Below are 20,627 nucleotides of genomic sequence, written 5' to 3' on the forward strand. Positions count from 1 at the left end.
TGCTTGCGCCTAACCAGTATGCGCTAGCAGCTATGAAAAAGTGAGTAAACGAGGGAGAAGGAATTACTTCTCGACCACGGCGAACAGGTCGTCTTCCTTCATCACCAGCAGCTCGTCGCCATTGACCTTGACGGTCTGGCCCGAGTACTTGCCGAACAGAACGCGGTCGCCGACCTTCACGTTCAGGGCAACCACGTCGCCCTTGTCGTTCTTCTTGCCAGGGCCCACGGCCAGCACTTCACCTTGATCAGGCTTTTCAGCAGCGTTGTCGGGGATCACGATGCCGGAGGCGGTCGTGGTTTCGCTTTCAATACGCTTGACGATCACGCGATCGTGCAGAGGGCGAAGGTTCATTGCAATGCTCCTGTTTTCAGTAAAAAAGCTGACGTACTCAGCGCCCGGGTATCCAGGCGCTCCCAAACTTCCGGCAGGCGGGGTGGTGTTAGCACTCGTCTGCAGTGAGTGCTAATGATACGGGCATTTGTGGCCGTTTCAAGACACCCCCTGCAGACGCCTGGGGGTTTGGGGGGTTAAAAAAGGGGGCTAAGGCGTGCAGAACGCCGCCGCCCGGGGGCAGCGGCTGAGGCGCCCGGTGGCAGGCGCTGGGCGCGTTGCCAGGGCGACCGTCACAGGCCCTGCAAAACTTGCGTGTGCCAGGTCTGCAGGGTTTCCTGCCGCTCGCGGCGTGCGGTGTCGTCGGCTTCCTGGGCGTCCTGCTGGCGCTGCAGTTGTAGCCGCTTGAGCAAGGGGAGCAGGTCGGTGTGCCGGGACTGCGGCCCGGGCGCGGTGGTGCTGTCGCCGGTGACCTGGTTGTTTTCCACCCGGAGCGTGTGCAGCGCGCGGGACGTGGACTGGGTGACGGTGGCGCGGATGGCCTCGCCATTGTCATAGGCCAGGTGCACTTCGGTGCTGCTGCTGTCGTCCACCTTGTTGTAGAGGTAGTTCTGCGATGCCGAGGTGGTGTCAAGCCGGGGTGCGGCCGACACCAGCAGGGACTGGTGGTAAGAGGCCACGAGCTGCGCGGTCTGGGTCTGGCTGACAGCCCGGTTGCGGCTGGAGCTGCCCGTGATGTGGGTGGATTGGTTCAGCGTGTAGTGGAAGGTGTCGAGTTCCTGCGTGCGGCGCGGGTTGGTGGCCCGCGTGGTGGCCGTGATGCTGGCGTCAAAGTCCGCCAGGCCCGTCAGCAGGCCCTGGTCTTCTTCGCCGAAGGTGCCGGGCTGGGTGTGCAGCGCGGTGCCGGGTTTCAGGCCAACGCCTGTGTGGGGGGCGTCGTAGCGGCTGTGCATGGCGGCAAAGCTGGACTTGAACAGGTCCACCAGGGGCTGTTTGGCCTGGCCGCGTTCTGCCGCCTTGTCGATGCGGCCCAGGTAGTGCTCGACAGCGTTGGCCCTTTGCGCATCCGTGCCCCATTGTGCGGGCTGGCGCAGGTCGGTTGCCATCTTCACCACGCCGTCACGGCTTCGCAGCTGCACCGCGCGCCGGTCTCCATCGACCTGAATCTGCGCGCCCAGCGTCAACACCCGGTTGCCGTCCCTGTCCTTGCCATACATCTCCGTCTGGAGTTCCAGCCGGGTGAACGCCTTGCTGTCGAACTGCAGCAGTTCTTCCACATCCAGCTTCGGGTCGTCACCCGACAGCCCCTGCACCGCCTTGTCGAATCCGCTGGCCAGGGCGCGGAGTGCTTCGCGCTCCTGCACGCTGAGTTCTCCCTCCACCACGATCTCGACCGACATGCCCGCGCCGGAGGCGCTGGGCTCGCGCTGGTCGTGGATGGACAGGCGCACCCGGGCGCCAGACCGCGTCTCGATGGAGAGTTCCACACTGCCACTGGGGCGGCTCTTGAAGGACCAGAGCGCATCCATGGCCTTGCCCTGGACCCGGTCGGGTGAAGCGACGGCAGCCATGTCCACCACGGTTTGCCGGTAGCTCGCGCCCGTGCTGGCCACTTGCCCCAGCAGCGCAGAGCCCAGGCCCGCCAGGCGGCCCTGCTGCGTGGTGCCACTGGCGTTGCGGCCCATCACCTCGGCCAGGGCGTTGTCGGGGGCTTGTTCCCACACCTGCATGCGCCCGCCCCGGGTCTGCATGTCCAGCAGTGCTTCGTAGGTGGCGGGGGCCACATCCAGGCTGCCTGGCATCTGCGTGATGTGCAGAAAGCGTTGGTTGCCCTGCACGGCGGCGCTGGCGATGTTGTTGGTGCTGCTGCTGGGTGCGGCGGGTTTTTGTGGGGTGACCAGCACTGGCTGCGCTGCTACTGGGAGCTTAGCTGCCGATGGGGCGGGGGCCACTGTGGGGCTCCACGCCGTTGCCAGCGCGGGGGGAAGGCTGGACAGGCCGACAACACTCATGGGTGGTTTTTTCTCGTTGGTTTTATCCAGGGTTTATCGGCAGCGGGCCGCAGAACTGAAAGGGAAAGGTGAAAGGGGCAGGCCGCAGCCCCGCTTGTCAACCCCGCTTCGGTGGGGTGGGTGGATGGGGCTGCAAAAACTAGAGTGCCTGGTGGCCTGCCGGGCCAACGTCCCTGTCCTGTGCGCGGAGAACCTTTGATGCCTCGATCTGCCCCCCTTCACTCCGAAACCCCCTGCCCGCAGCGCCGGAAGGGCGCGTGGGTTTTGCACCATGGGTTGCCACACACCATAGGGCTGCCTGGGGCACTTGCGGGCATCCGCCGCAGGGCGGCCCGCTGGCTGGTGGGGGTGGCCGCTGGTGTGCTGGCGGCTTGCGGTGGGGGAGGCGGCGACGCCGTGCCCGCCCCGCCGCCTGCAGCGGTGCTGCACCCGGTGGGCGGCCAGGTGTCCGGGCTTGCGGGCGTGCTGGTGCTTGCCAATGGCACACGCGGGGAGTTGACCATCACCGCCAGCGGCAGCTACGCCACCCAGGTGGCGCATGGCGAAGCCTACGACATCGTGGTGCGCACCCAGCCCATCGGGCAGACCTGCCTGGTGGAGAACGGCACGGGCGTGGTGGCAGGGCCGGTCACCAATGTGCTGGTCCGCTGCACTGCCAACACCTATGCGGTGGGCGGTACGGTGATGGGCTTGGCGGGGGCGCTGACCCTGCGGCTCAATGGCACGTCTGACCTGGCGCTGACAGCTGACGGATCATTTCGCTTTGCCCTGGCCGTGCCCCATGGCAGCACCTATTCGGTGGCCGTGCAGGTGCAGCCCGTAGACCAGTTCTGCGAGGCCAACAGCGCCACCGGTGTGGCCTTGGCACCGGTGACGCAGGTGCGGGTGACCTGCCGCACGATCGATGTGCCCCCACCGCCTCCGCCGCCTCCACCCATCGCCGCCGCCCCCCTGGGCCTGGGCATCACCTACGGGGCAAAGGCGTTGAACTTCTCATGGCTACCGGCCACCCATGCCACCAGCTACACCGTGCACGAAGACCCCGATGGTGCGGGCCCGCTGGCGGCCGCGCAGATCGGTTCCACCGCCACCACTGCGCTGGCGCATGCGGTGCCGGTGTTGCTGCACCAGCGGCTGAACGCCACCTACACGGTGCGGGCCTGCAACATCAGCGGGTGCAGCGCCCCGTCGGCCCCAGTGGCGGCAGACATGGTGCAGGCCATTGGCTATTTCAAGGCCGCCAGCACCGCAGCCGAAGCGCGGTTCGGGAACCGGGTGGCCTTGTCCGCCAACGGCACCACGCTGGCGGTGGGGGCCTATGGCGAAGCTGGCAACACGGGCGCGGTGTATGTCTTCACCCGCACCGGCAGCACCTGGTCGCAACAGGCACGCATCACTGCACCGGGGGGCGAGGCCAACGATTACTTTGGCAACGCCGTAGCCCTGTCGGCCGACGGCAATACCCTGGCCATTGGTGCGGACGGTGAAAGCGGCGACCAGACAGGAACCTTTGCGGCAATGCCCCCCAGCAACAACCTCGCCAGCAGCTCCGGCGCGGTGTACATGTATTCCCGCTCGGGCAGCACCTGGTCGCAACAGGCCTTCATCAAGGCCAGCAACACGTTTGCGTTCGACCTGTTCGGCTCGTTTGTTGCGCTCTCGGCCGATGGCAACACCTTGGCTGTGGGCGCCTACTACGAGAGCGGGGACCTGACTGGCACCCACGGTAATGCGGCATTTGCGTCGTCCGGCGCGGCCTATGTGTTCAGCCGCACCGGCACCAGCTGGGCGCAGCAGGGCTACATCAAAGCCGCCAATGCGGGCGCGGGGGACTTTTTCGGGATCTACCTCAGCCTGTCTGGCAGCGGCGACACGCTGGCGGTGGGCGCGTTTTTTGAGCGCAGCGCCTCGGCCGCCACCCCGGCCGACGACTCTTTGCAGGACGCCGGGGCTGCCTATGTGTTCCAGCGCACGGCTGGGGTCTGGGCGCAGCAGGCCTACCTCAAGGCCCCCAGCCCGCTGGCGCTGGACCGTTTTGGCGTGGCGGTCATGCTGTCGGGGGACGGCAACACGCTGGCCGTGGGCATGGATGGGGACAGCAGCGACCACACGGGCGTGTATGTGGTGCCCCCTGCCAGCAACAGCCTCGCGCTCAACTCCGGGGCCGTGTTTGTCTACACCCGCGCAGGCGGCACCTGGCAGCCGCAGGCCTACCTGAAGGCCTCCAACACCCGCACGCCCCACCGTTTTGGCAACAACCTCGCCATGTCCAGCGATGGCAACACGCTGGTGGTGCCCTCGTACCGCGACAACAGCGCCGCCACGGGCTTCAACGGCAACCAGGCCGACACCACGGCCGCCGATGCGGGCGCCGTGCTGGTGTTTCGCCGCACCGCAGGCACCTGGGCGCAGCAAGCCTATGTGAAGGCACCGAACACCGGCAGCGGCGACCGCTTTGGCGGCCGGGTGGCGCTGTCGGGCGACGGCAACACGCTGGCGGTCGGGGCTTCGACGGAAGACGGTGGATCGAACGGCATTGGTGGCAACCAGGCCGACGAAAGCCGTACCAACGCGGGTGCGGTGTACCTGTACTGAGAGGCGAAGACCGGGGCATTTGCGCGCCGCTCCTGCGTGCAGCCAAAAAATCTCCGCCTTTGAACAGCCTCTGAGGGTTTGCGCCCGCCCTGCCCGTGGTTCTGAAAGGAGCCACGGGCTTTTTTTCTGCCTGCCCACGCCATGCGGCATTGTTTCAAATACTGGAACAGTCAGTTCGCGACTAGGTGGTTTTTCTCTGAACACCATCGGCGTACAGTTCAACCCATCGATGAGCCGAACCCGCAAGGCGACTCACCGAACCCAGGGTTGAAGCAGTTTTTGTTTTGTTTTCCTCCTGGTTTTTTTGAGACGCTTTTTTTAAAGGACTTATCCATCATGAACAACACCGCACGTTTCCTCTCCATCGCCGCTGTCGCTGCTTTCGCCTCTTTTGGTGCCCACGCTGACGGNCCGAACCCGCAAGGCGACTCACCGAACCCAGGGTTGAAGCAGTTTTTGTTTTGTTTTCCTCCTGGTTTTTTTGAGACGCTTTTTTTAAAGGACTTATCCATCATGAACAACACCGCACGTTTCCTCTCCATCGCCGCTGTCGCTGCTTTCGCCTCTTTTGGTGCCCACGCTGACGAAGCCGATGCTTCGCAGTTCGCCACGAAGTTTGAAACCAACCGCACCCGCGCCGAAGTGGCCGCCGAAGCCGCCACCGTCGCCCAGACCCGCTCGATCGAACCCGCAGGTTCGCGTGTCGTGACTTACAAGAGCACCGCCGACCGCGCTGCTGTGCGTGCCCAGGCTGCCGACGCTGTGCGCACCGGCCAGATCGCTTACGGCGAGCGTGGTTGATTGGTCAGCGCCTGATTCGCTGAATCCACCGCTCTTCCTGTTTCGTATTGCCCAGTACATCCCTCTTTTTTGAATTTCACCGGAGTTTCACCATGAACAAGACCNTTTTTTGAATTTCACCGGAGTTTCACCATGAACAAGACCGCTCGCATCCTCTCCATCGCCGCTGTGGCTGCTTTCTCTGCCTTCGGCGCCCACGCTGATGAAGCCGACAGCTCGCAATTTGCCCTGAAGTTCGACACGAACCGCACCCGCGCTGAAGTGGCTGCTGAAGCCGCTACCGTGGCCCAGACCCGCAGCATCGAACCAGCAGGTTCGCGCGTGGTGACCTACAAGTCCACGGCTGACCGTGCCGCTGTGCGTGCCCAGGCTGCTGAAGCTCTGCGCACCGGCCAGATCCCTTCGGGCGAATTCAGCGCCATGTAATTCCAACCGGCCTGTGCAGGCTGGTCGCGAAGTGCAAATGCCATAAAAAAGGCCGGAGCCCTCACAGGGTTCCGGCCTTTTTTCTTTGACGTCTTTTACGCAGGTTTGCGTGCAATTGCAGGCAGCAGACAAGTCCCGTCAACCGAAACCGAAACCGAAGCGACACGCGGACGCAGTGACCCCTTTGGCACGCACCGCGTGAGGCCTAGCCCCTTGCTTTGAGGCCCATGCCTCGGCTTGCCGCCACCGCGCCAGACATAAAAAAACCCGGCCAAGCCGGGTTTTTTGCTCCAAGCACAGTGGCTGGATTATTTCTTCTGGCGGAACTTGCGCAGCGCCGCAATCTGGGCCGCCATCACAGCGAGTTCGGACTGGGCCTTGGCCAGGTCCAGCTCGCTCTTGGCGTTCTTGAGTGCTTCTTCAGCCGATGCCTTGGCCGCATTGGCCTTCTCATCGTCCAGGTCCTTGCCGCGGATGGCGGTGTCGGACAGCACGGTCACGCAGTTGGGCTGCACTTCCAGAATGCCACCGGCCACGAAAACAAACTCTTCGTCACCGTTGGCCATCTCGATGCGCACCGAGCCGGGCTTGATGCGCGTGATCAGCGGGGTGTGGCGGGGATAGATGCCCAGCTCACCAGCCTCGCCAGGCAGCGCGACGAAACGTGCTTCACCGGAGAAGATGGACTCTTCGGCACTGACCACATCAACGTGGATGGTGTTCATCATTGCTCCTAGGAAAAGATGGGTTGCTTGATTGCAGAGGGCTGAGCCGCTGTGGGCCGCTCAGCCACCGGGCAATCAGGCCACCTTCTTGGCCTTTTCGAAGGCTTCGTCGATGGTACCGACCATGTAGAACGCTTGTTCTGGCAGGTGATCGCACTCGCCGTTCACGATCATCTTGAAACCACGGATGGTTTCCGACAGCGGAACGTACTTGCCTGGGGAGCCCGTGAACACTTCGGCCACGTGGAAAGGCTGCGACAGGAAACGCTGGATCTTGCGCGCGCGGGCCACGGCCAGCTTGTCGTCGGGAGCCAGTTCGTCCATGCCCAGAATCGCGATGATGTCGCGCAATTCTTTGTAGCGCTGCAGCGTGCCTTGCACCGCACGGGCCGTGGCGTAGTGGTCTTCGCCCACAACGTTCGGGTCCAGCTGGCGGCTGGTGGAGTCCAGAGGATCCACGGCAGGGTAGATACCCAGCGAAGCGATGTCACGCGACAGCACCACAGTGGAATCCAAGTGGGCGAAGGTCGTGGCAGGCGATGGGTCGGTCAAGTCATCGGCGGGCACGTAAACGGCCTGGATGGAAGTGATCGAACCGACCTTGGTCGAGGTGATACGCTCTTGCAGGCGGCCCATTTCTTCGGCCAGCGTAGGCTGGTAGCCCACGGCGGAGGGCATACGGCCCAGCAGAGCGGACACTTCGGTACCGGCCAGCGTGTAGCGGTAGATGTTGTCCACGAAGAACAGCACATCACGGCCTTCGTCACGGAAGGACTCGGCGATGGTCAGGCCGGTCAGCGCCACGCGCAGACGGTTGCCTGGGGGCTCGTTCATCTGGCCGTACACCATGGCGACCTTGGACTCTTCGAGCTTCTCCAGATTCACCACGCCGGAATCGGCCATTTCATGGTAGAAGTCGTTCCCTTCGCGGGTACGCTCGCCCACACCAGCGAACACCGACAGACCTGAGTGGGCCTTGGCGATGTTGTTGATGAGTTCCATCATGTTCACGGTCTTGCCCACGCCGGCACCACCGAACAGACCCACCTTGCCGCCCTTGGCGAACGGGCAGACCAAGTCGATCACCTTGATGCCGGTTTCCAGCAGCTCTTGCGAAGGCGACAGTTCGTCGTACGCAGGGGCCTTGCGGTGGATGGAGGCCGTCAGCTCCTGGCTCACGGGACCACGTTCGTCGATGGGGTTGCCCAGCACGTCCATGATGCGGCCCAGGGTGGCCTTACCCACGGGGACGGTAATGGCGTTGGCCGTGTTGGTGACCATCAGGCCACGACGCAGGCCGTCCGACGAGCCGAGGGCAATGGTACGCACCACGCCGTCGCCCAGCTGCTGCTGCACTTCCAGCGTCAGGGCAGAGCCCTCGAGCTTGAGAGCGTCATACACCTTGGGCATCTGGTCGCGCGGGAACTCAACGTCCACCACAGCGCCGATACATTGAACAATCTTGCCTTGCACTTGAGCCATTTTTCGCTCCAATTTAGATGTTGGTTGAGCTGCTTACACAGCAGCGGCGCCAGCCACGATTTCCGAAAGTTCTTTCGTGATCGCTGCCTGGCGCGTCTTGTTGTAGACCAGCTTCAACTCGCCAATGACGCTGCCGGCGTTGTCGGTAGCGGCCTTCATGGCCACCATGCGTGCCGACTGCTCGGACGCCATGTTTTCCGCAACGGCCTGGTAGATCAGGGATTCGACGTAGCGAACCAGCAGATCGTCGATCACGGTCTGGGCATCGGGTTCGTAGATGTAGTCCCAGCCATGTTCTGTCTTCTCGGCCTGCATCTGCTCAGACGACAGGGGGAGCAGCTGCTCCACCACCGATTCCTGGCGCATGGTGTTGATGAACTTGGTGTAGCTCAGGTACACCGCGTTGATCTTGCCTTCTGCGTAGGCGTCGAGCAGCACCTTCACGGGGCCGATCAGCTTGTCCAGATGGGGCGTATCGCCCAGGCCCGTCACGTGCGAAACCACCTTGGCGCCGACACGGTTCAGGAAACCCAGGCCCTTGTTGCCAATGGCCACAGCCTCCGTCGAGACACCAGCGCCTTGCAACTCACGCAGCTTGGTCGTCACGGCACGCAACACGTTGGTGTTCATGCCGCCACACAGGCCCTTGTCGGTCGTCACCACGATCACGCCAGCCGTCTTGGCATCGTTCACTTTCATGAACGCGTGCACGTATTCGGGATTGGCGTGGCCGAGGTTGGCTGCAATGTTGCGGATCTTCTCGCTGTAGGGACGGGCAGCCCGCATCCGTTCCTGCGCCTTGCGCATTTTGGATGCAGCCACCATCTCCATGGCCTTGGTGATCTTCTTGGTGTTTTCCACCGATTTGATCTTGCCGCGTATTTCCTTGCCTGCTGCCATGATGGCTCCTCGTCCGGATTAAGCGAACGACTTCTTGAACGCAGCGACAGCAGCGGTCAATTCGGCTTCAGCATCCTTGTCCATGGCCTTGGCCTGTTCCAGCTTGGCCAGCAGTGCGGCGTGGCTGGTCTTCAGGAACTGGTGCAGGCCGTGTTCGAAGTCGAGAACCTTCTTGACGTCGATGTCGTCCATGAAGCCCTTGTTCACAGCGAACAGCGTCGCGCCCATCAGCGAGATGGACAGGGGGCTGTACTGTGCCTGCTTGAGCAGTTCGGTCACGCGGGCACCGCGGTCCAGCTGCTTGCGGGTGGCTTCGTCCAGGTCGGAAGCGAACTGCGCGAACGCAGCCAGTTCACGGTACTGGGCCAGGTCGGTACGGATACCGCCGGACAGGTTCTTCACCAGCTTGGTCTGGGCTGCACCGCCGACGCGCGACACCGAGATACCGGCGTTGATGGCGGGGCGGATACCGGCGTTGAACAGGCTGGTTTCCAGGAAGATCTGGCCGTCCGTGATCGAGATCACGTTGGTTGGCACGAAGGCGGACACGTCGCCCGCTTGCGTTTCGATGATCGGCAGTGCGGTCAGCGAACCGGTCTTGCCCTTGACTTCACCCTTGGTGAAGGCTTCGACGTAGTCGGCATTCACGCGGGCTGCGCGTTCGAGCAGGCGGCTGTGGAGATAGAACACGTCGCCAGGGTAGGCTTCGCGGCCTGGTGGGCGGCGCAGCAGCAGCGACACTTGACGGTACGCAACGGCTTGCTTGGACAGGTCGTCATAAACGATCAGGGCGTCCTGGCCGCGGTCGCGGAAGTATTCGCCCATCGTGCAGCCGGAGTAGGCCGACACATACTGCATGGCTGCCGATTCGGAGGCCGATGCGGCCACCACGATCGTGTATTCCATGGCACCGGCTTGTTCCAGTGCGCGCACCACGTTCTTGATCGACGAAGCCTTCTGACCGATGGCGACGTAGATACAGGTCACGCCCTGGCCCTTCTGGGCGATGATGGCGTCGATGGCGACGGCCGTCTTGCCGGTCTGGCGGTCACCGATGATCAGCTCGCGCTGGCCACGGCCCACGGGCACCATGGAGTCGATGGACTTCAGGCCGGTCTGCAGGGGTTGGTCCACGGACTTACGTGCGATCACGCCCGGAGCGACCTTTTCGATCACGTCGGTGAGCTTGGCGTTGATGGGACCCTTGCCGTCGATAGGCTGGCCCAGGGCGTTCACCACGCGGCCGACCAGTTCGGGGCCCACGGGCACTTCCAGAATGCGACCCGTGCACTTGACGGTGTCGCCTTCGGAGATGTGCTCGTACTCACCCAGAATCACGGCGCCGACGGAGTCGCGCTCCAGGTTCAGGGCCAGGCCGTAGGAGGGCTGGCCGTCCTTGGTGGCGGGGAACTCAAGCATTTCACCAGCCATCACGTCCGACAGGCCGTGCACGCGCACGATACCGTCGGACACGGACACCACGGTACCCTGGTTGCGGATATCGCTGCTGGCGGCCAGACCTTCGATGCGGCTCTTGATGAGTTCAGAAATTTCTGCGGGATTGAGTTGCATGACTCTTTCCTTCTTTCTTTGGTTCGCTGTCCTCGCCGCGCTTACGCGGTGAGGGCCGCTTTCATTTGTTCAAGACGGGCCTTGACCGAAGTGTCCAGCACCTCGTCACCCACCACTACGCGAATGCCACCGATCAGGGACGGGTCCAGCTGAGCAGTGAGGTTGAGCTTGCGGCCAAAGCGCTTTTCGAGCGCAGAGCCGACATCGGCCAGTGCGGCAGCGTCCATCGGAAAGGCGCTGTGCACCACAGCATCCGAAGAGCCGCTGCGGCCATTCACGAGGGCACGAAACTGTGCAGCGACTTCCGGCAGCGCGGCGAGGCGCCCGTTGTCGATGACCGTGCGCAGGAAGTTCTTGGCCGTATCAGGCAAAGCCGAACGCGCAACACCCGTGAAGACGGCAAACACCTGGTCTGCCGTCACCTTGGGGTTGTCCGCCAGCTGGCGCAACTGGGGGTTGGCGGCAATGGCCGCCAGTTCATCGACCCAGTCAGCAGTGCTGGCCAGGTCCATGCCCGCACCCGCAGTAGCGGCCTTGAACAGGGCTTCGGCGTAAGGGCGGGCAATGGTGGCGAGTTCAGCCATGTGTGTCCCCTTACAGCTCGGTCTTCAGGCGGTTGAGCAGGTCGGCGTGAACGCCGGCATTGACTTCCTTGCGGAGAATCTGCTCTGCACCCTTGACGGCCAGCGCAGCGACCTGCTCACGCAGGGCTTCGCGGGCTTGCACCGTTTGCTGCTCGGCTTCGGCACGGGCGGAAGCAACGATCTTGTTGCCTTCTTCCGTGGCGCGTGCCTTGGCTTCTTCGATGATGGCCTGGGCACGTCGGTCGGCGTCCGCAAGACGCGAGGCCGTTTCGTTGCGTGCCTGTGACAGTTCCTTCTCGACGCGCTGGTTGGCAGCGGTCAGTTCGGACTTGGCACGGTCGGCAGCAGCGAGGCCTTCGGCGATTTTCTGGGCTCGTTCATCCAACGCCTTCGCGATCGGGGGCCACACGAATTTCATCGTGAACCACACCAGGATCAGGAAGACGATGGCCTGAATGAACAGGGTCGCGTTGATACTCACGGCAACACCTTTCTAGAGTGGCGTTGAGTGGGAATTACTTGGGCAGGTTGGCCAAGAACGTGGAAGCGAAGGGGTTGGCGAAGGCGAACAGCAGAGCGATAGCAACACCGATCAGGAACGCAGCGTCGATCAGACCGGCCAAGATGAACATCTTGGTTTGCAGTTCGTTGATCAGCTCAGGCTGACGTGCCGACGATTCGAGGAACTTGCCACCCATCAGTGCGATACCGATGGAAGCGCCGATAGCGCCCAGACCAACGATCAGACCACAAGCCAGAGCGACGAGACCGAGAATGTTTTCCATGATGACTCCTGAGTTAAAAAAGAAAAGTTGAAAAGGAAAGAGAAACGAAAGGGAACCGTTTAGTGCGCGTTGTGCGCCTGACCGAGGTAGATCAGCGCAAGCATCATGAAGATGAACGCTTGCAGCGAGATCACCAGAATGTGGAACAGCGTCCAGATGGTGCCAGCGATGACGTGGCCCACAGGCAGCAGCACACCCGACAGCGACAGTGCAGCTGCACCACCCATCAGGGCGATCAGCATGAACACCAGTTCACCGGCGTACATGTTGCCGAACAACCGCATGCCATGCGATACGGTGTTGGCCACATATTCAATGATCTGCATGAGCAGATTCACCACGCCCAGGATCAGGGCGAAGATGGGATTCTTGCTGGTGCCGAACGGAGCCGACACGAGTTCGTGCGCCCAGCCGCCAGCGCCCTTGATCTTGACGCTGTACCAGAAGCGCAGGATCAGGATGGCGAATGCTAGGCCCAGGGTGGTGGAGAGGTCAGCCGTGGGCACAACACGCAGGTAGGCATGGTGCGGATCGTGGCCCGCAGCACCGTAGATCTGGGCCCAGATGGCGGGCAGCAGGTCCACAGGCAGCATGTCCATGAAGTTCATCAGGAAGATCCAGACGAACACCGTGAGACCCAGGGGGGCGATGAACTTGCGGCTTTCGGCGTTGTGGATGTTGGCCTTGGCCTGGTTGTCCACCATCTCGACCAGCATTTCCACGGCGGCCTGGAAGCGGCCGGGCACGCCGGAGGTGGCCTTGCGGGCAGCGGACCACAGAATCAAAAGAGTGAGGGCACCCAGAACCAGACCCACAATGATCGAGTCGTAGTTGATGACGGTGAAATCAACAATCTTGGTCTGGTTGACGTTCTGAAGATGCTGCAGGTGGTGAACGATGTATTCACTTGCAGTCGGAGCGTGCGCTTCTGCGGCCATCGGACAACTCTCTTGTAACTATCAATCGGTTTTTCGGACACCAGACCGCACCAACAGTGCCGCCCAGTACGTTTTCATTGTGATCACCATGCCAACCAGCAAGGCCATCCAGCTCAAGTCCGGCACCAGCCGGGGTGCCGCTGCAAGCAGCGCCACCGTCAACACGATCTTGGCGATTTCCCAACCAAAGAACCCCAGCATGGCTGCACGCGGATCGGACGACGCCTTGCGGCGAAACACCCCCCGTGCAAACAAACCCGCCGGAACCACCACCGCCACGGCGCCATAGGCTGCAGACCAGCCCACCGACGCCCGGCCTGTCAGAACCCAGGCCACCAGGGCCACCAGCGTTCCAACCAGTGCCTGACCCGCCACCACCTTCCACACCGAGATGGGAGGATTGCGACTGCGCCACTGCTCCGCCTCTTGGGCCGTCAGGGGCTTGAAGTCAGATTCTTCAGCCTCAGCTTCAGTCTCAGGAGCGATTGTTTTCATTGTTGAATGACGCCCGCGTTACAGACTGCAACTTTCACAAAGCCTCTAATTATAAGTAAAAACCCATGGCAGTCGGCAAAAACCCGCAAACCGGGTGTGCGACCGCTGCGCGAGCATGCTCCGTTGTGGTGACAGGCCAACGACTTTGACGCGACAGAACGGCCCGCCCTGCACCGGTTTGGCGCACGCAAAAACTGCGGTTCGCACCTCGCCATCAGGCCTCTGGCGCACAATGGCGCAGCGCCGCCAGCTATAGAAACCGAAGCAAAGACCCAAGGGCTTTTCACCATGACACCCACCACGCCACCGCCCGCCAATGGCCTTGCCGAGCAGGCCAGCGACCCACGCAAAGACTCGCTCATCGAATACCCCTCCAGGTTCCCCATCAAGGTCATGGGTGCCAAGGTGGACGGCTTTGTGCACGCGGTCACCGAGCTGGCCCGCCAGTTCGACCCCACCTTCGACGCCAGCACCATTGAACTGCGTGACAGCCGCGCGGGCAATTACCTCGGAGTAACCATCACCATCACCGCGACCAGCCGGGAACAGCTCGACAACCTGTACCGCGCACTGTCCTCGCACCCGCTGGTCAAGGTCGTTCTGTAGGCCCGTGTCCACACCCACGCCCCCGAAGCCGGTGCCTGTTCACCCCCAGATCCTTGGCAGGGTGGACTACGCCACCACCGTGCAGGCCATGCAGGACTACACGGCCACGCGCACGCCCGACACGCCTGACGCCCTGTGGCTGTGCGAGCATGCGCCTCTCTATACACAGGGGTTGGCAGGTAAAAGTGACCATGTCCTCGCCCCCGGCAGCATCCCCGTAGTGGCCACCAACCGGGGCGGACAAGTCACCTTCCACGGCCCGGGCCAGGTGGTCGCCTACCCGCTGATTGATCTGCAGCGCGCTGGCTATTTCGTCAAAGAGTATGTCTACCGCGTGGAAGAGGCCGTGATCCGCACGCTCGCACATTTTGGTGTCACGGGCCACCGCGTGGGCGGCGCACCCGGCATCTATGTGCGCCTTCATGATCCCCACAGCCACGCCATGCTGCCCCAGCGGCCCCAGAAACGCGCTGGTACCGAAGCCCCCCCAGCCCCCGACTTCGACGGCCTGGGCAAGATCGCCGCCCTGGGCATCAAGGTCAGCCGACACTGCACCTACCACGGCGTGGCGCTCAATGTGGCCATGGACCTGGAACCCTACTCGCGCATCAACCCTTGCGGTTACGCAGGTTTGCAAACAGTGGACCTTTCTACAATCGGGGTCAACACCACCTGGGAAGAAGCCGCGCAGGTGCTGGGCCAGCAGCTCAGCATCCGGTTGGCGCCCTGAACTCTGCCTACAGCCATGAGCACCCCTGAAGTCGTCCGCGAAGCGCAATCCACCGAAGCCTACAACCCGCTGGCCAAGCAGAAGGCGGCCGCCAAGCTGTCGCGCATTCCGATCAAGGTCGAGCAGGGCGAAGTGCTCAAGAAGCCCGACTGGATCCGTGTGAAGGCAGGCAGCCCCACCACGCGCTTCTACGAGATCAAGGAGATCCTGCGCGAACACAAGCTGCACACGGTGTGCGAGGAAGCCTCGTGCCCGAACATCGGCGAATGCTTCGGCAAGGGCACAGCCACCTTCATGATCATGGGCGACAAGTGCACGCGCCGCTGCCCGTTCTGCGACGTGGGCCATGGCCGCCCCGATCCGCTGGACAAGGACGAGCCACTGAACCTGGCCAAGACCATTGCCGCGCTCAAGCTCAAGTACGTGGTGATCACCAGCGTGGACCGCGACGACCTGCGCGACGGCGGCAGCGGCCACTTCGTGGAATGCATCCAGAACATCCGCGAACTGTCGCCCACCACGCAGATCGAAATCCTGGTGCCCGACTTCCGCGGCCGCGACGACCGCGCGCTGGAGATCCTCAAGGCCGCGCCACCCGACGTGATGAACCACAACCTGGAAACCGCGCCCCGCCTGTACAAGGAAGCGCGCCCCGGCTCGGACTACCAGTTCAGCCTGAACCTGCTGAAAAAGTTCAAGGCCCTGCACCCCAACGTGCCCACCAAGAGCGGCATCATGGTCGGCCTGGGCGAAACGGACGAAGAGATCCTGCAGGTGATGCGCGACATGCGCGAACACAACATCGACATGCTGACCATCGGCCAGTACCTGTCGCCCAGCAACAGCCACCTGCCCGTGCGCCGCTACGTGCACCCCGACACCTTCAAGATGTTCGAGGAAGAGGCCTACAAGATGGGATTCAGCCACGCTGCCGTGGGCGCCATGGTGCGCAGCAGCTACCACGCAGACCAGCAGGCGCACGCGGCCGGGGTCTGAGCCCCCACGGCCATCACGTCACCCACCGGGGCGACCTGCGTCAGCCCCGGGAATGCCCCCCTCACCCGCTAGCGGTTCGCCGCAGGTTTTGCAGCGCCTGCAGGAGCGCCCGGCGCAGCGGCGGCGGGCGGCGGCAAGACGGTACGGGGGCGGGCGGGCGTGTCTGCCACCGCCTTGGCCTTGTCCACCACGATCGCCACCGGAGCCTCCGCAGGGCACAGCTCTGCAGGATCGATGCCACTGCGCTGCTGCCCGGCATCTGCGGGCGAAGGCATGTCGGCGCGGGTCACGTTGAGTGCCGGGAGCAGTTGTCCCATGGCGCTCAATGTGCGCGCCTGGGCTACCACCTGGTCATAGCGTGCATTGACGTACGACCGGCTGGCCTGGAAGGCTTCGTTCTGGGTATCGAGCAGGTCAAGCAATGTGCGCTGTCCCAGATCAAACTGCTGGCGATAGGCCTCCCGGGCTTTTTCAGTGGAAAGCCGGTGCTGGTCCAGATACGTCATCTGTTCAATCAAGCGCCGCACGTCATTGAACGCAATCACCGTGGTCTGGCGCACATCCCGGCAGGCTTTTTCCTTCAACTCACGGGCTTGAAACTTGTTTTCAACCGCCTGTTGCTCCCGCGCTTTGTCGGCGCCCCCCCGGTAGAAGTTGTAGGTCAGCACCAGCTCGACCGTGCTGTCGCGTGAACGCCCCTGCTCCCCGATCAGATTGCGGTCCCAGGACTGGCGGGCCCGGAAATCGACCCGGGGCACAAAACCCGCTTTTTGCGATGCAATGCCCGCCTCGCTGGCAAGCATGTTCTCGATCGCGGCGTTGATGGTCGGGCTGTTGTTCAGCGCAAAACTGACCACGTCCTCGGTCTTGGGCGGCAGGGTGGTGAACTTGAAGCCCTCGGGCAAAGGCGCCAGGGCGCCGGGCGGCAGCTCCCCGATCAACCGCTGGTACCGGGCACTGACGTCGTGCAGGTTGGACATTTCCGTCAGCAGGTTGGACTCCGCCAAAGCCAGGCGGCCCGTTGCCTGCTCCAGGTCCACCCGGCGGCCCACACCGGCCGATGTGCGCTCATCGATCTGGTTGGTGGTCAACTTGTGCTCGACGTAATTTTGCTTGGCCTGCTCCACCAGCTCCCGGTAGCGCGCGACATCGGCGTAGGCACGCACAGCCTCCAGCGCTGCGGTCTCTGATGCTTCCACCAGTTCGTAGTAGCGCGTCAGCTTGGCGTGCCCCAGGCGCTTGACTTCGTTGCTGGTGAAGAAGCCGTCGAACAGCATCTGGTTCAGCGTCAACGCAGCCCCTGTGTGGTGATAAGAGCCCGTGGTCCCGGAGGGGCGTACACGGTTCTCTCGCCCGGTGCTGGCCACCGCATCCAGCTGTGGCAAGAAGCCAGCCCGCGCAATCCCACGCTCGGAGTCGGCGGCGCGAAAGCCAAACCACCGCGCTTGCACATCCGGGTTGTTGGTCACGGCCTTGCGTGCCGCCTCAACCAGTCCTTCGGGAAGTGTTTGCGCAACGGCGCCCGTACTGGCAACAACGGCGGCAGCGATCAGGGTAAGAGGCAGTTTCATGGCGACTCCGAATCGTTTGTGGTGCAGAATCGAAACGTAACATTTACCTTGAAACTCGCACAGTTTTTTTTTACAAAGTAGCCACTGCGGGCCCGACAAGGTACTTTTCAGCAAGGTAGCCGCCGCGTTTCCCGCGTTCCATGCCCTCCCTGCCGCCACTTTTCCAGAACATACCCCGGGTGACTGCGCAGCTCCGGGTGCTGGTGGCGTTCACCATCGCCCTGGTGCTGGGGGCGGTTTTCAGCGCCCCTGACCTCGACAAGATCCAGGCCGTGGCGCTGCAGCGTTATGGTGCCAAAGGCGCCGATCTTGTCATTGCCTGGCGGGCCATGATGAGCGAAGGAAGCCAGCTGAGCGAGCCCGAGAAGCTTGCCCATGTCAACAATTTCTTCAACCGGCGCATGCTGTTCGAGAACGATATTGCCGTCTGGCAGCAGGACGACTACTGGGCAACGCCCCTGGAGTTCATGGGAAGAAATGCCGGTGACTGCGAAGATTTCTCCATCGCCAAGTACATCACGCTGCTGCACATGGGCGTGCCCAACGCCAAGCTGCGCATGATCTACGTGCGCGCCCGGATCGGTGGCGCCGGCAGCACCAAAAGCGAAGCACACATGGTGCTGGGCTACTACGCCAACCCCGCCGACGAGCCAATGGTGCTGGACAACCTGATCACCACCATCCGGCCCGCATCGTCCCGGACCGATCTTTCGCCCGTCTTCAGCTTCAACAACGAAGGCCTCTGGGTTTCTGGCGCCACCACCTCTTCGGCAGACCCGACGGCCCGCCTGTCGCGCTGGCGCGATGTGCTTGAACGCATGCGGCAAGAAGGCTTCTGAGCGCTGCGCCCTTTCTCGGAGATACAGCACCATGTCACTCACCAAACAACTCTGGCTCGCCATCGGCCTGGTCATGGCGCTTGCGTTTGGGGGCAGCATGCTGGTCAGTGTGCTGTCTGCCCGGCACTACCTGCAGCAGCAGCTGCAGGTCAAGAACATCGACAACGCGACCTCGCTGGCCCTGGCCCTGTCGCAGCTGGACAAAGACCCCGTGACGGTCGAGCTGCAGGTGGCTGCGCAATTCGACGCCGGGCACTACCGCTTCATCCGCATTGTGTCGCCCACCGGGCAGACGCTGGTCGAACGCAGCTTCTCCGGCTCCTTGCAGGGTGCACCGGCCTGGTTTGCGCGGCTGATCCCCATGAATGCCGAGCCCGGCCGGGCCCAGATCCAGGACGGCTGGAAACAGTACGGCACCCTCACCCTCGCCAGCCACGACCAGTACGCCTACCAAAGCCTGTGGACGGGCACCCTGGAGCTGCTGGCCTGGTTTGTCCTGGGCAGTGTTGTTGCCGGTGGCGTTGGCACCCTGGCCATCAAGCGCATCACCAAGCCCTTGCGCGATGTGGTGGCGCAGGCCGAGGCCATTGCGGACCGGCGCTTCATCAAGATCGCCGAGCCCCGCACGCCGGAGCTGCGCAGCGTGGCGCGCGGCATGAACGACATGGTCACGCGCCTGCGGTCGATGTTCGGCGAAGAGGCCGCGCGCCTGGATGGCCTGCGCAAGAAAGTCAACCGCGATGCGGTCACCGGGCTTTCCAGCCGGGACTACTTCCTGTCGCACCTTCAGGAGGCGCTGGAAGGGGAGCAGTTCCTCTCGGCAGGCAGCCTGGTGATCCTGCGGCTGACCGATCTCGAAGGGCTGAACACCCAGCTGGGGCACCAGAAGGCCGACGCGCTGCTCAAGCACCTGGGCACCGTGCTGTACAAGAGCGGCGAGGGCAAGCCTGGCCAACGGGCGGGTCGGCTCAAAGGTGGCGAGTTCGGGGTGTTGTGCCCCTCTACACCGTCGCCGCAAGAGGCCGCACAGGACATCTTCGCCAGCCTGTCCGCGCAGTGGCTTCCCCACTGGTCGGCGCTGGTGCCGGATTTGTTCCACATCGGTGCTGTGGGATACCGCAGGCAGGAGCCCCTGGGCGAACTCTTCAGCCGGGCCGACGAGGCGCTGGCCCGCGCAGCGTCCCTCGGGCCCAACAGCATGTATGTGGATGAGGGCGCGCACTCGGCCGACGCGCGGCCTGCCGAACAGTGGCGCACCCTGCTGACCGAAGCAGTGAGCGGGGGCAGGCTCCAGCTGGCTTTCTACCCCGTGGTGGACGGCAGCGGGGATGGCGCCATCCACCAGGAAGGCGTGATCCGCCTGGTGGCCGATGCCTCGGGCGCGCTGCTGTCGGCGGGCGACTTCATGCCCATGGCGGCCCACCTCAACCTCACTGCCCCCATCGACCTGCGCGTGGTACGCCTGGCCATCGAGCACCTGCGCAGCTCGGCCGGAGACATTGCGGTCAACCTCTCCGCAGAAACCATTGCAGACTTCCGCTTCCGCAACGAACTCACCCAGCTGCTGCACACCTACCCCGACATGTGCACGCGCCTGCTGTTCGAGGTGCCCGAGTACGGCGTGTTCCGCGCCTTCGATGCCTTCAAGGAGCTGGCGCACACCCTGCAGCAACTGGGTTGCCGGGTGGGCATCGAGTATTTCGGCCAGCGCTTCACCGAAGGCAACAAACTCGCCGACCTGGGGCTGGACTACATCAAGGTCCACCCCAGCTACGTGCGCGGCATTGGCGACAACCTGGGCAATCAGGAGTTCTTGCGGGGCCTGTGCAACATCGCCCACGCGATTGGCATCCAGGTCATCGCCCTGGGGGTGGAGTCGCGGGACGACCTGCCGCTGCTGGCATCGCTGGGCTTTGATGGTGCCACCGGGCCGGGCATCCGCTAAACGGCAGGGCAATGGCCGAGGCATCGGCCCTGTCACCGCGAACGTTTTTGTACGCCAGCGGGGCCCGAAGCCAATATCCATCAATTATTCAAAATTGATAGCAAACTCTCTTACTCCCATGCGCGGTGACGGCCATTTTTACTGGCGGTTTCAACAACGAAGTGCGCCAGTCCCCAGTGTAAGTGGCGTCACTTTGTAGCCATGGAACACCTCATGCGGAGTCTTCCAGCCCAGGCATCTGCGGGGTCGGTGGTTGAGCCGGTACACAGCTTGGAGCACCTGCTCTTCGCTG

General features: G+C 63.1%; 21 protein-coding genes. 8 read left to right on the forward strand and 13 right to left on the reverse strand.

The genetic code is table 11. From position 1 onward, the window contains the following. Positions 1–63: 63 nt before the first annotated feature. Together A1D30_RS07455 and A1D30_RS07460 are read right to left on the reverse strand one after the other, a co-directional pair. A complete protein-coding gene (locus A1D30_RS07455; protein ID WP_063460144.1) occupies positions 64–354 on the reverse strand; it encodes a co-chaperone GroES in 291 nt (96 codons plus the stop codon). Positions 355–626: 272 nt separating this feature from the next. Continuing rightward, positions 627–2,345, reverse strand: a complete 1,719-nt coding sequence (locus A1D30_RS07460; protein WP_131798422.1) for a hypothetical protein — start codon at positions 2,343–2,345, stop codon at positions 627–629. Positions 2,346–2,621: 276 nt separating this feature from the next. Here A1D30_RS07460 and A1D30_RS07465 point away from each other — a divergent pair, with 276 nt between their 5' ends. Next, complete coding sequence (locus A1D30_RS07465) at positions 2,622–4,940, forward strand: FG-GAP repeat protein (RefSeq protein WP_157891318.1); 2,319 nt, start codon at positions 2,622–2,624, stop codon at positions 4,938–4,940. A 218-nt stretch (positions 4,941–5,158) separates the two neighbouring features. Here the strand turns inward: A1D30_RS07465 and A1D30_RS26180 are convergent. After that, positions 5,159–5,350: hypothetical protein (locus A1D30_RS26180; RefSeq protein WP_206779303.1), on the reverse strand; the 192-nt coding region annotated here is incomplete at its 5' end. 103 nt (positions 5,351–5,453) lie between these two features. Between A1D30_RS26180 and A1D30_RS26370 the strand changes: the two genes are divergently transcribed. Together A1D30_RS26370 and A1D30_RS07475 are read left to right on the forward strand one after the other, a co-directional pair. After that, positions 5,454–5,741, forward strand: a complete 288-nt coding sequence (locus tag A1D30_RS26370; RefSeq protein ID WP_063459199.1) for a hypothetical protein — start codon at positions 5,454–5,456, stop codon at positions 5,739–5,741. A 132-nt stretch (positions 5,742–5,873) separates the two neighbouring features. Next, positions 5,874–6,167, forward strand: a complete 294-nt coding sequence (locus A1D30_RS07475) for a hypothetical protein (RefSeq protein WP_063459401.1) — start codon at positions 5,874–5,876, stop codon at positions 6,165–6,167. Between the two features lie 308 nt (positions 6,168–6,475). Here A1D30_RS07475 and A1D30_RS07480 read toward each other — a convergent pair whose 3' ends face one another. From A1D30_RS07480 to A1D30_RS07520, 9 genes are all read right to left on the reverse strand, one after another. Further along, entirely contained in the window at positions 6,476–6,892 is a 417-nt protein-coding gene (locus A1D30_RS07480) for a F0F1 ATP synthase subunit epsilon (RefSeq protein ID WP_063460851.1), read from the reverse strand. Positions 6,893–6,967: 75 nt separating this feature from the next. Next, positions 6,968–8,374, reverse strand: coding sequence for a F0F1 ATP synthase subunit beta (atpD, locus tag A1D30_RS07485; RefSeq protein ID WP_063460147.1), 1,407 nt, complete (start codon positions 8,372–8,374; stop codon positions 6,968–6,970). 33 nt (positions 8,375–8,407) lie between these two features. Then, positions 8,408–9,274, reverse strand: coding sequence for a F0F1 ATP synthase subunit gamma (gene atpG, locus A1D30_RS07490; protein WP_063460148.1), 867 nt, complete (start codon positions 9,272–9,274; stop codon positions 8,408–8,410). Positions 9,275–9,292: 18 nt separating this feature from the next. Next, positions 9,293–10,846, reverse strand: coding sequence for a F0F1 ATP synthase subunit alpha (gene atpA / locus A1D30_RS07495; protein ID WP_063460149.1), 1,554 nt, complete (start codon positions 10,844–10,846; stop codon positions 9,293–9,295). A gap of 41 nt (positions 10,847–10,887) precedes the next feature. Next, entirely contained in the window at positions 10,888–11,430 is a 543-nt protein-coding gene (locus A1D30_RS07500) for a F0F1 ATP synthase subunit delta (RefSeq protein WP_063460150.1), read from the reverse strand. 10 nt (positions 11,431–11,440) lie between these two features. Further along, positions 11,441–11,911: a F0F1 ATP synthase subunit B gene (locus A1D30_RS07505; RefSeq protein WP_007847746.1), complete on the reverse strand. Its 471-nt coding sequence runs from the start codon at positions 11,909–11,911 to the stop codon at positions 11,441–11,443. Positions 11,912–11,945: 34 nt separating this feature from the next. Then, the gene (atpE, locus tag A1D30_RS07510; protein ID WP_007847749.1) at positions 11,946–12,215 is read right to left on the reverse strand and encodes a F0F1 ATP synthase subunit C; all 270 of its coding nucleotides are present in this window, start codon (positions 12,213–12,215) and stop codon (positions 11,946–11,948) included. Between the two features lie 59 nt (positions 12,216–12,274). After that, entirely contained in the window at positions 12,275–13,153 is an 879-nt protein-coding gene (gene atpB / locus A1D30_RS07515; protein ID WP_010467223.1) for a F0F1 ATP synthase subunit A, read from the reverse strand. A 21-nt stretch (positions 13,154–13,174) separates the two neighbouring features. After that, complete coding sequence (locus tag A1D30_RS07520) at positions 13,175–13,648, reverse strand: ATP synthase subunit I (protein WP_063460151.1); 474 nt, start codon at positions 13,646–13,648, stop codon at positions 13,175–13,177. A 288-nt stretch (positions 13,649–13,936) separates the two neighbouring features. On the opposite strand from A1D30_RS07520, the gene A1D30_RS07525 reads away from it, so the two are divergent. From A1D30_RS07525 to lipA, 3 genes are all read left to right on the forward strand, one after another. Next, entirely contained in the window at positions 13,937–14,254 is a 318-nt protein-coding gene (locus A1D30_RS07525; protein WP_063460152.1) for a DUF493 family protein, read from the forward strand. 88 nt (positions 14,255–14,342) lie between these two features. After that, the gene (gene lipB, locus A1D30_RS07530) at positions 14,343–14,984 is read left to right on the forward strand and encodes a lipoyl(octanoyl) transferase LipB (protein ID WP_242421863.1); all 642 of its coding nucleotides are present in this window, start codon (positions 14,343–14,345) and stop codon (positions 14,982–14,984) included. Positions 14,985–14,999: 15 nt separating this feature from the next. After that, positions 15,000–15,980, forward strand: a complete 981-nt coding sequence (lipA, locus tag A1D30_RS07535; protein WP_063460153.1) for a lipoyl synthase — start codon at positions 15,000–15,002, stop codon at positions 15,978–15,980. Between the two features lie 68 nt (positions 15,981–16,048). Here the strand turns inward: lipA and A1D30_RS07540 are convergent, their stop codons facing one another. Further along, entirely contained in the window at positions 16,049–17,551 is a 1,503-nt protein-coding gene (locus A1D30_RS07540; RefSeq protein ID WP_063460154.1) for a TolC family outer membrane protein, read from the reverse strand. A 179-nt stretch (positions 17,552–17,730) separates the two neighbouring features. On the opposite strand from A1D30_RS07540, the gene A1D30_RS07545 reads away from it, so the two are divergent. Further along, entirely contained in the window at positions 17,731–18,390 is a 660-nt protein-coding gene (locus tag A1D30_RS07545; protein WP_242421817.1) for a transglutaminase-like cysteine peptidase, read from the forward strand. Positions 18,391–18,421: 31 nt separating this feature from the next. Then, on the forward strand, positions 18,422–20,335 hold the full coding sequence (locus tag A1D30_RS07550; protein ID WP_063460155.1) for an EAL domain-containing protein: 1,914 nt from the start codon (positions 18,422–18,424) through the stop codon (positions 20,333–20,335). The last annotated feature ends 292 nt before the right edge of the window (positions 20,336–20,627 follow it).

Source organism: Acidovorax sp. GW101-3H11, assembly GCF_001633105.1.
GTDB lineage: Bacteria > Pseudomonadota > Gammaproteobacteria > Burkholderiales > Burkholderiaceae_C > Acidovorax.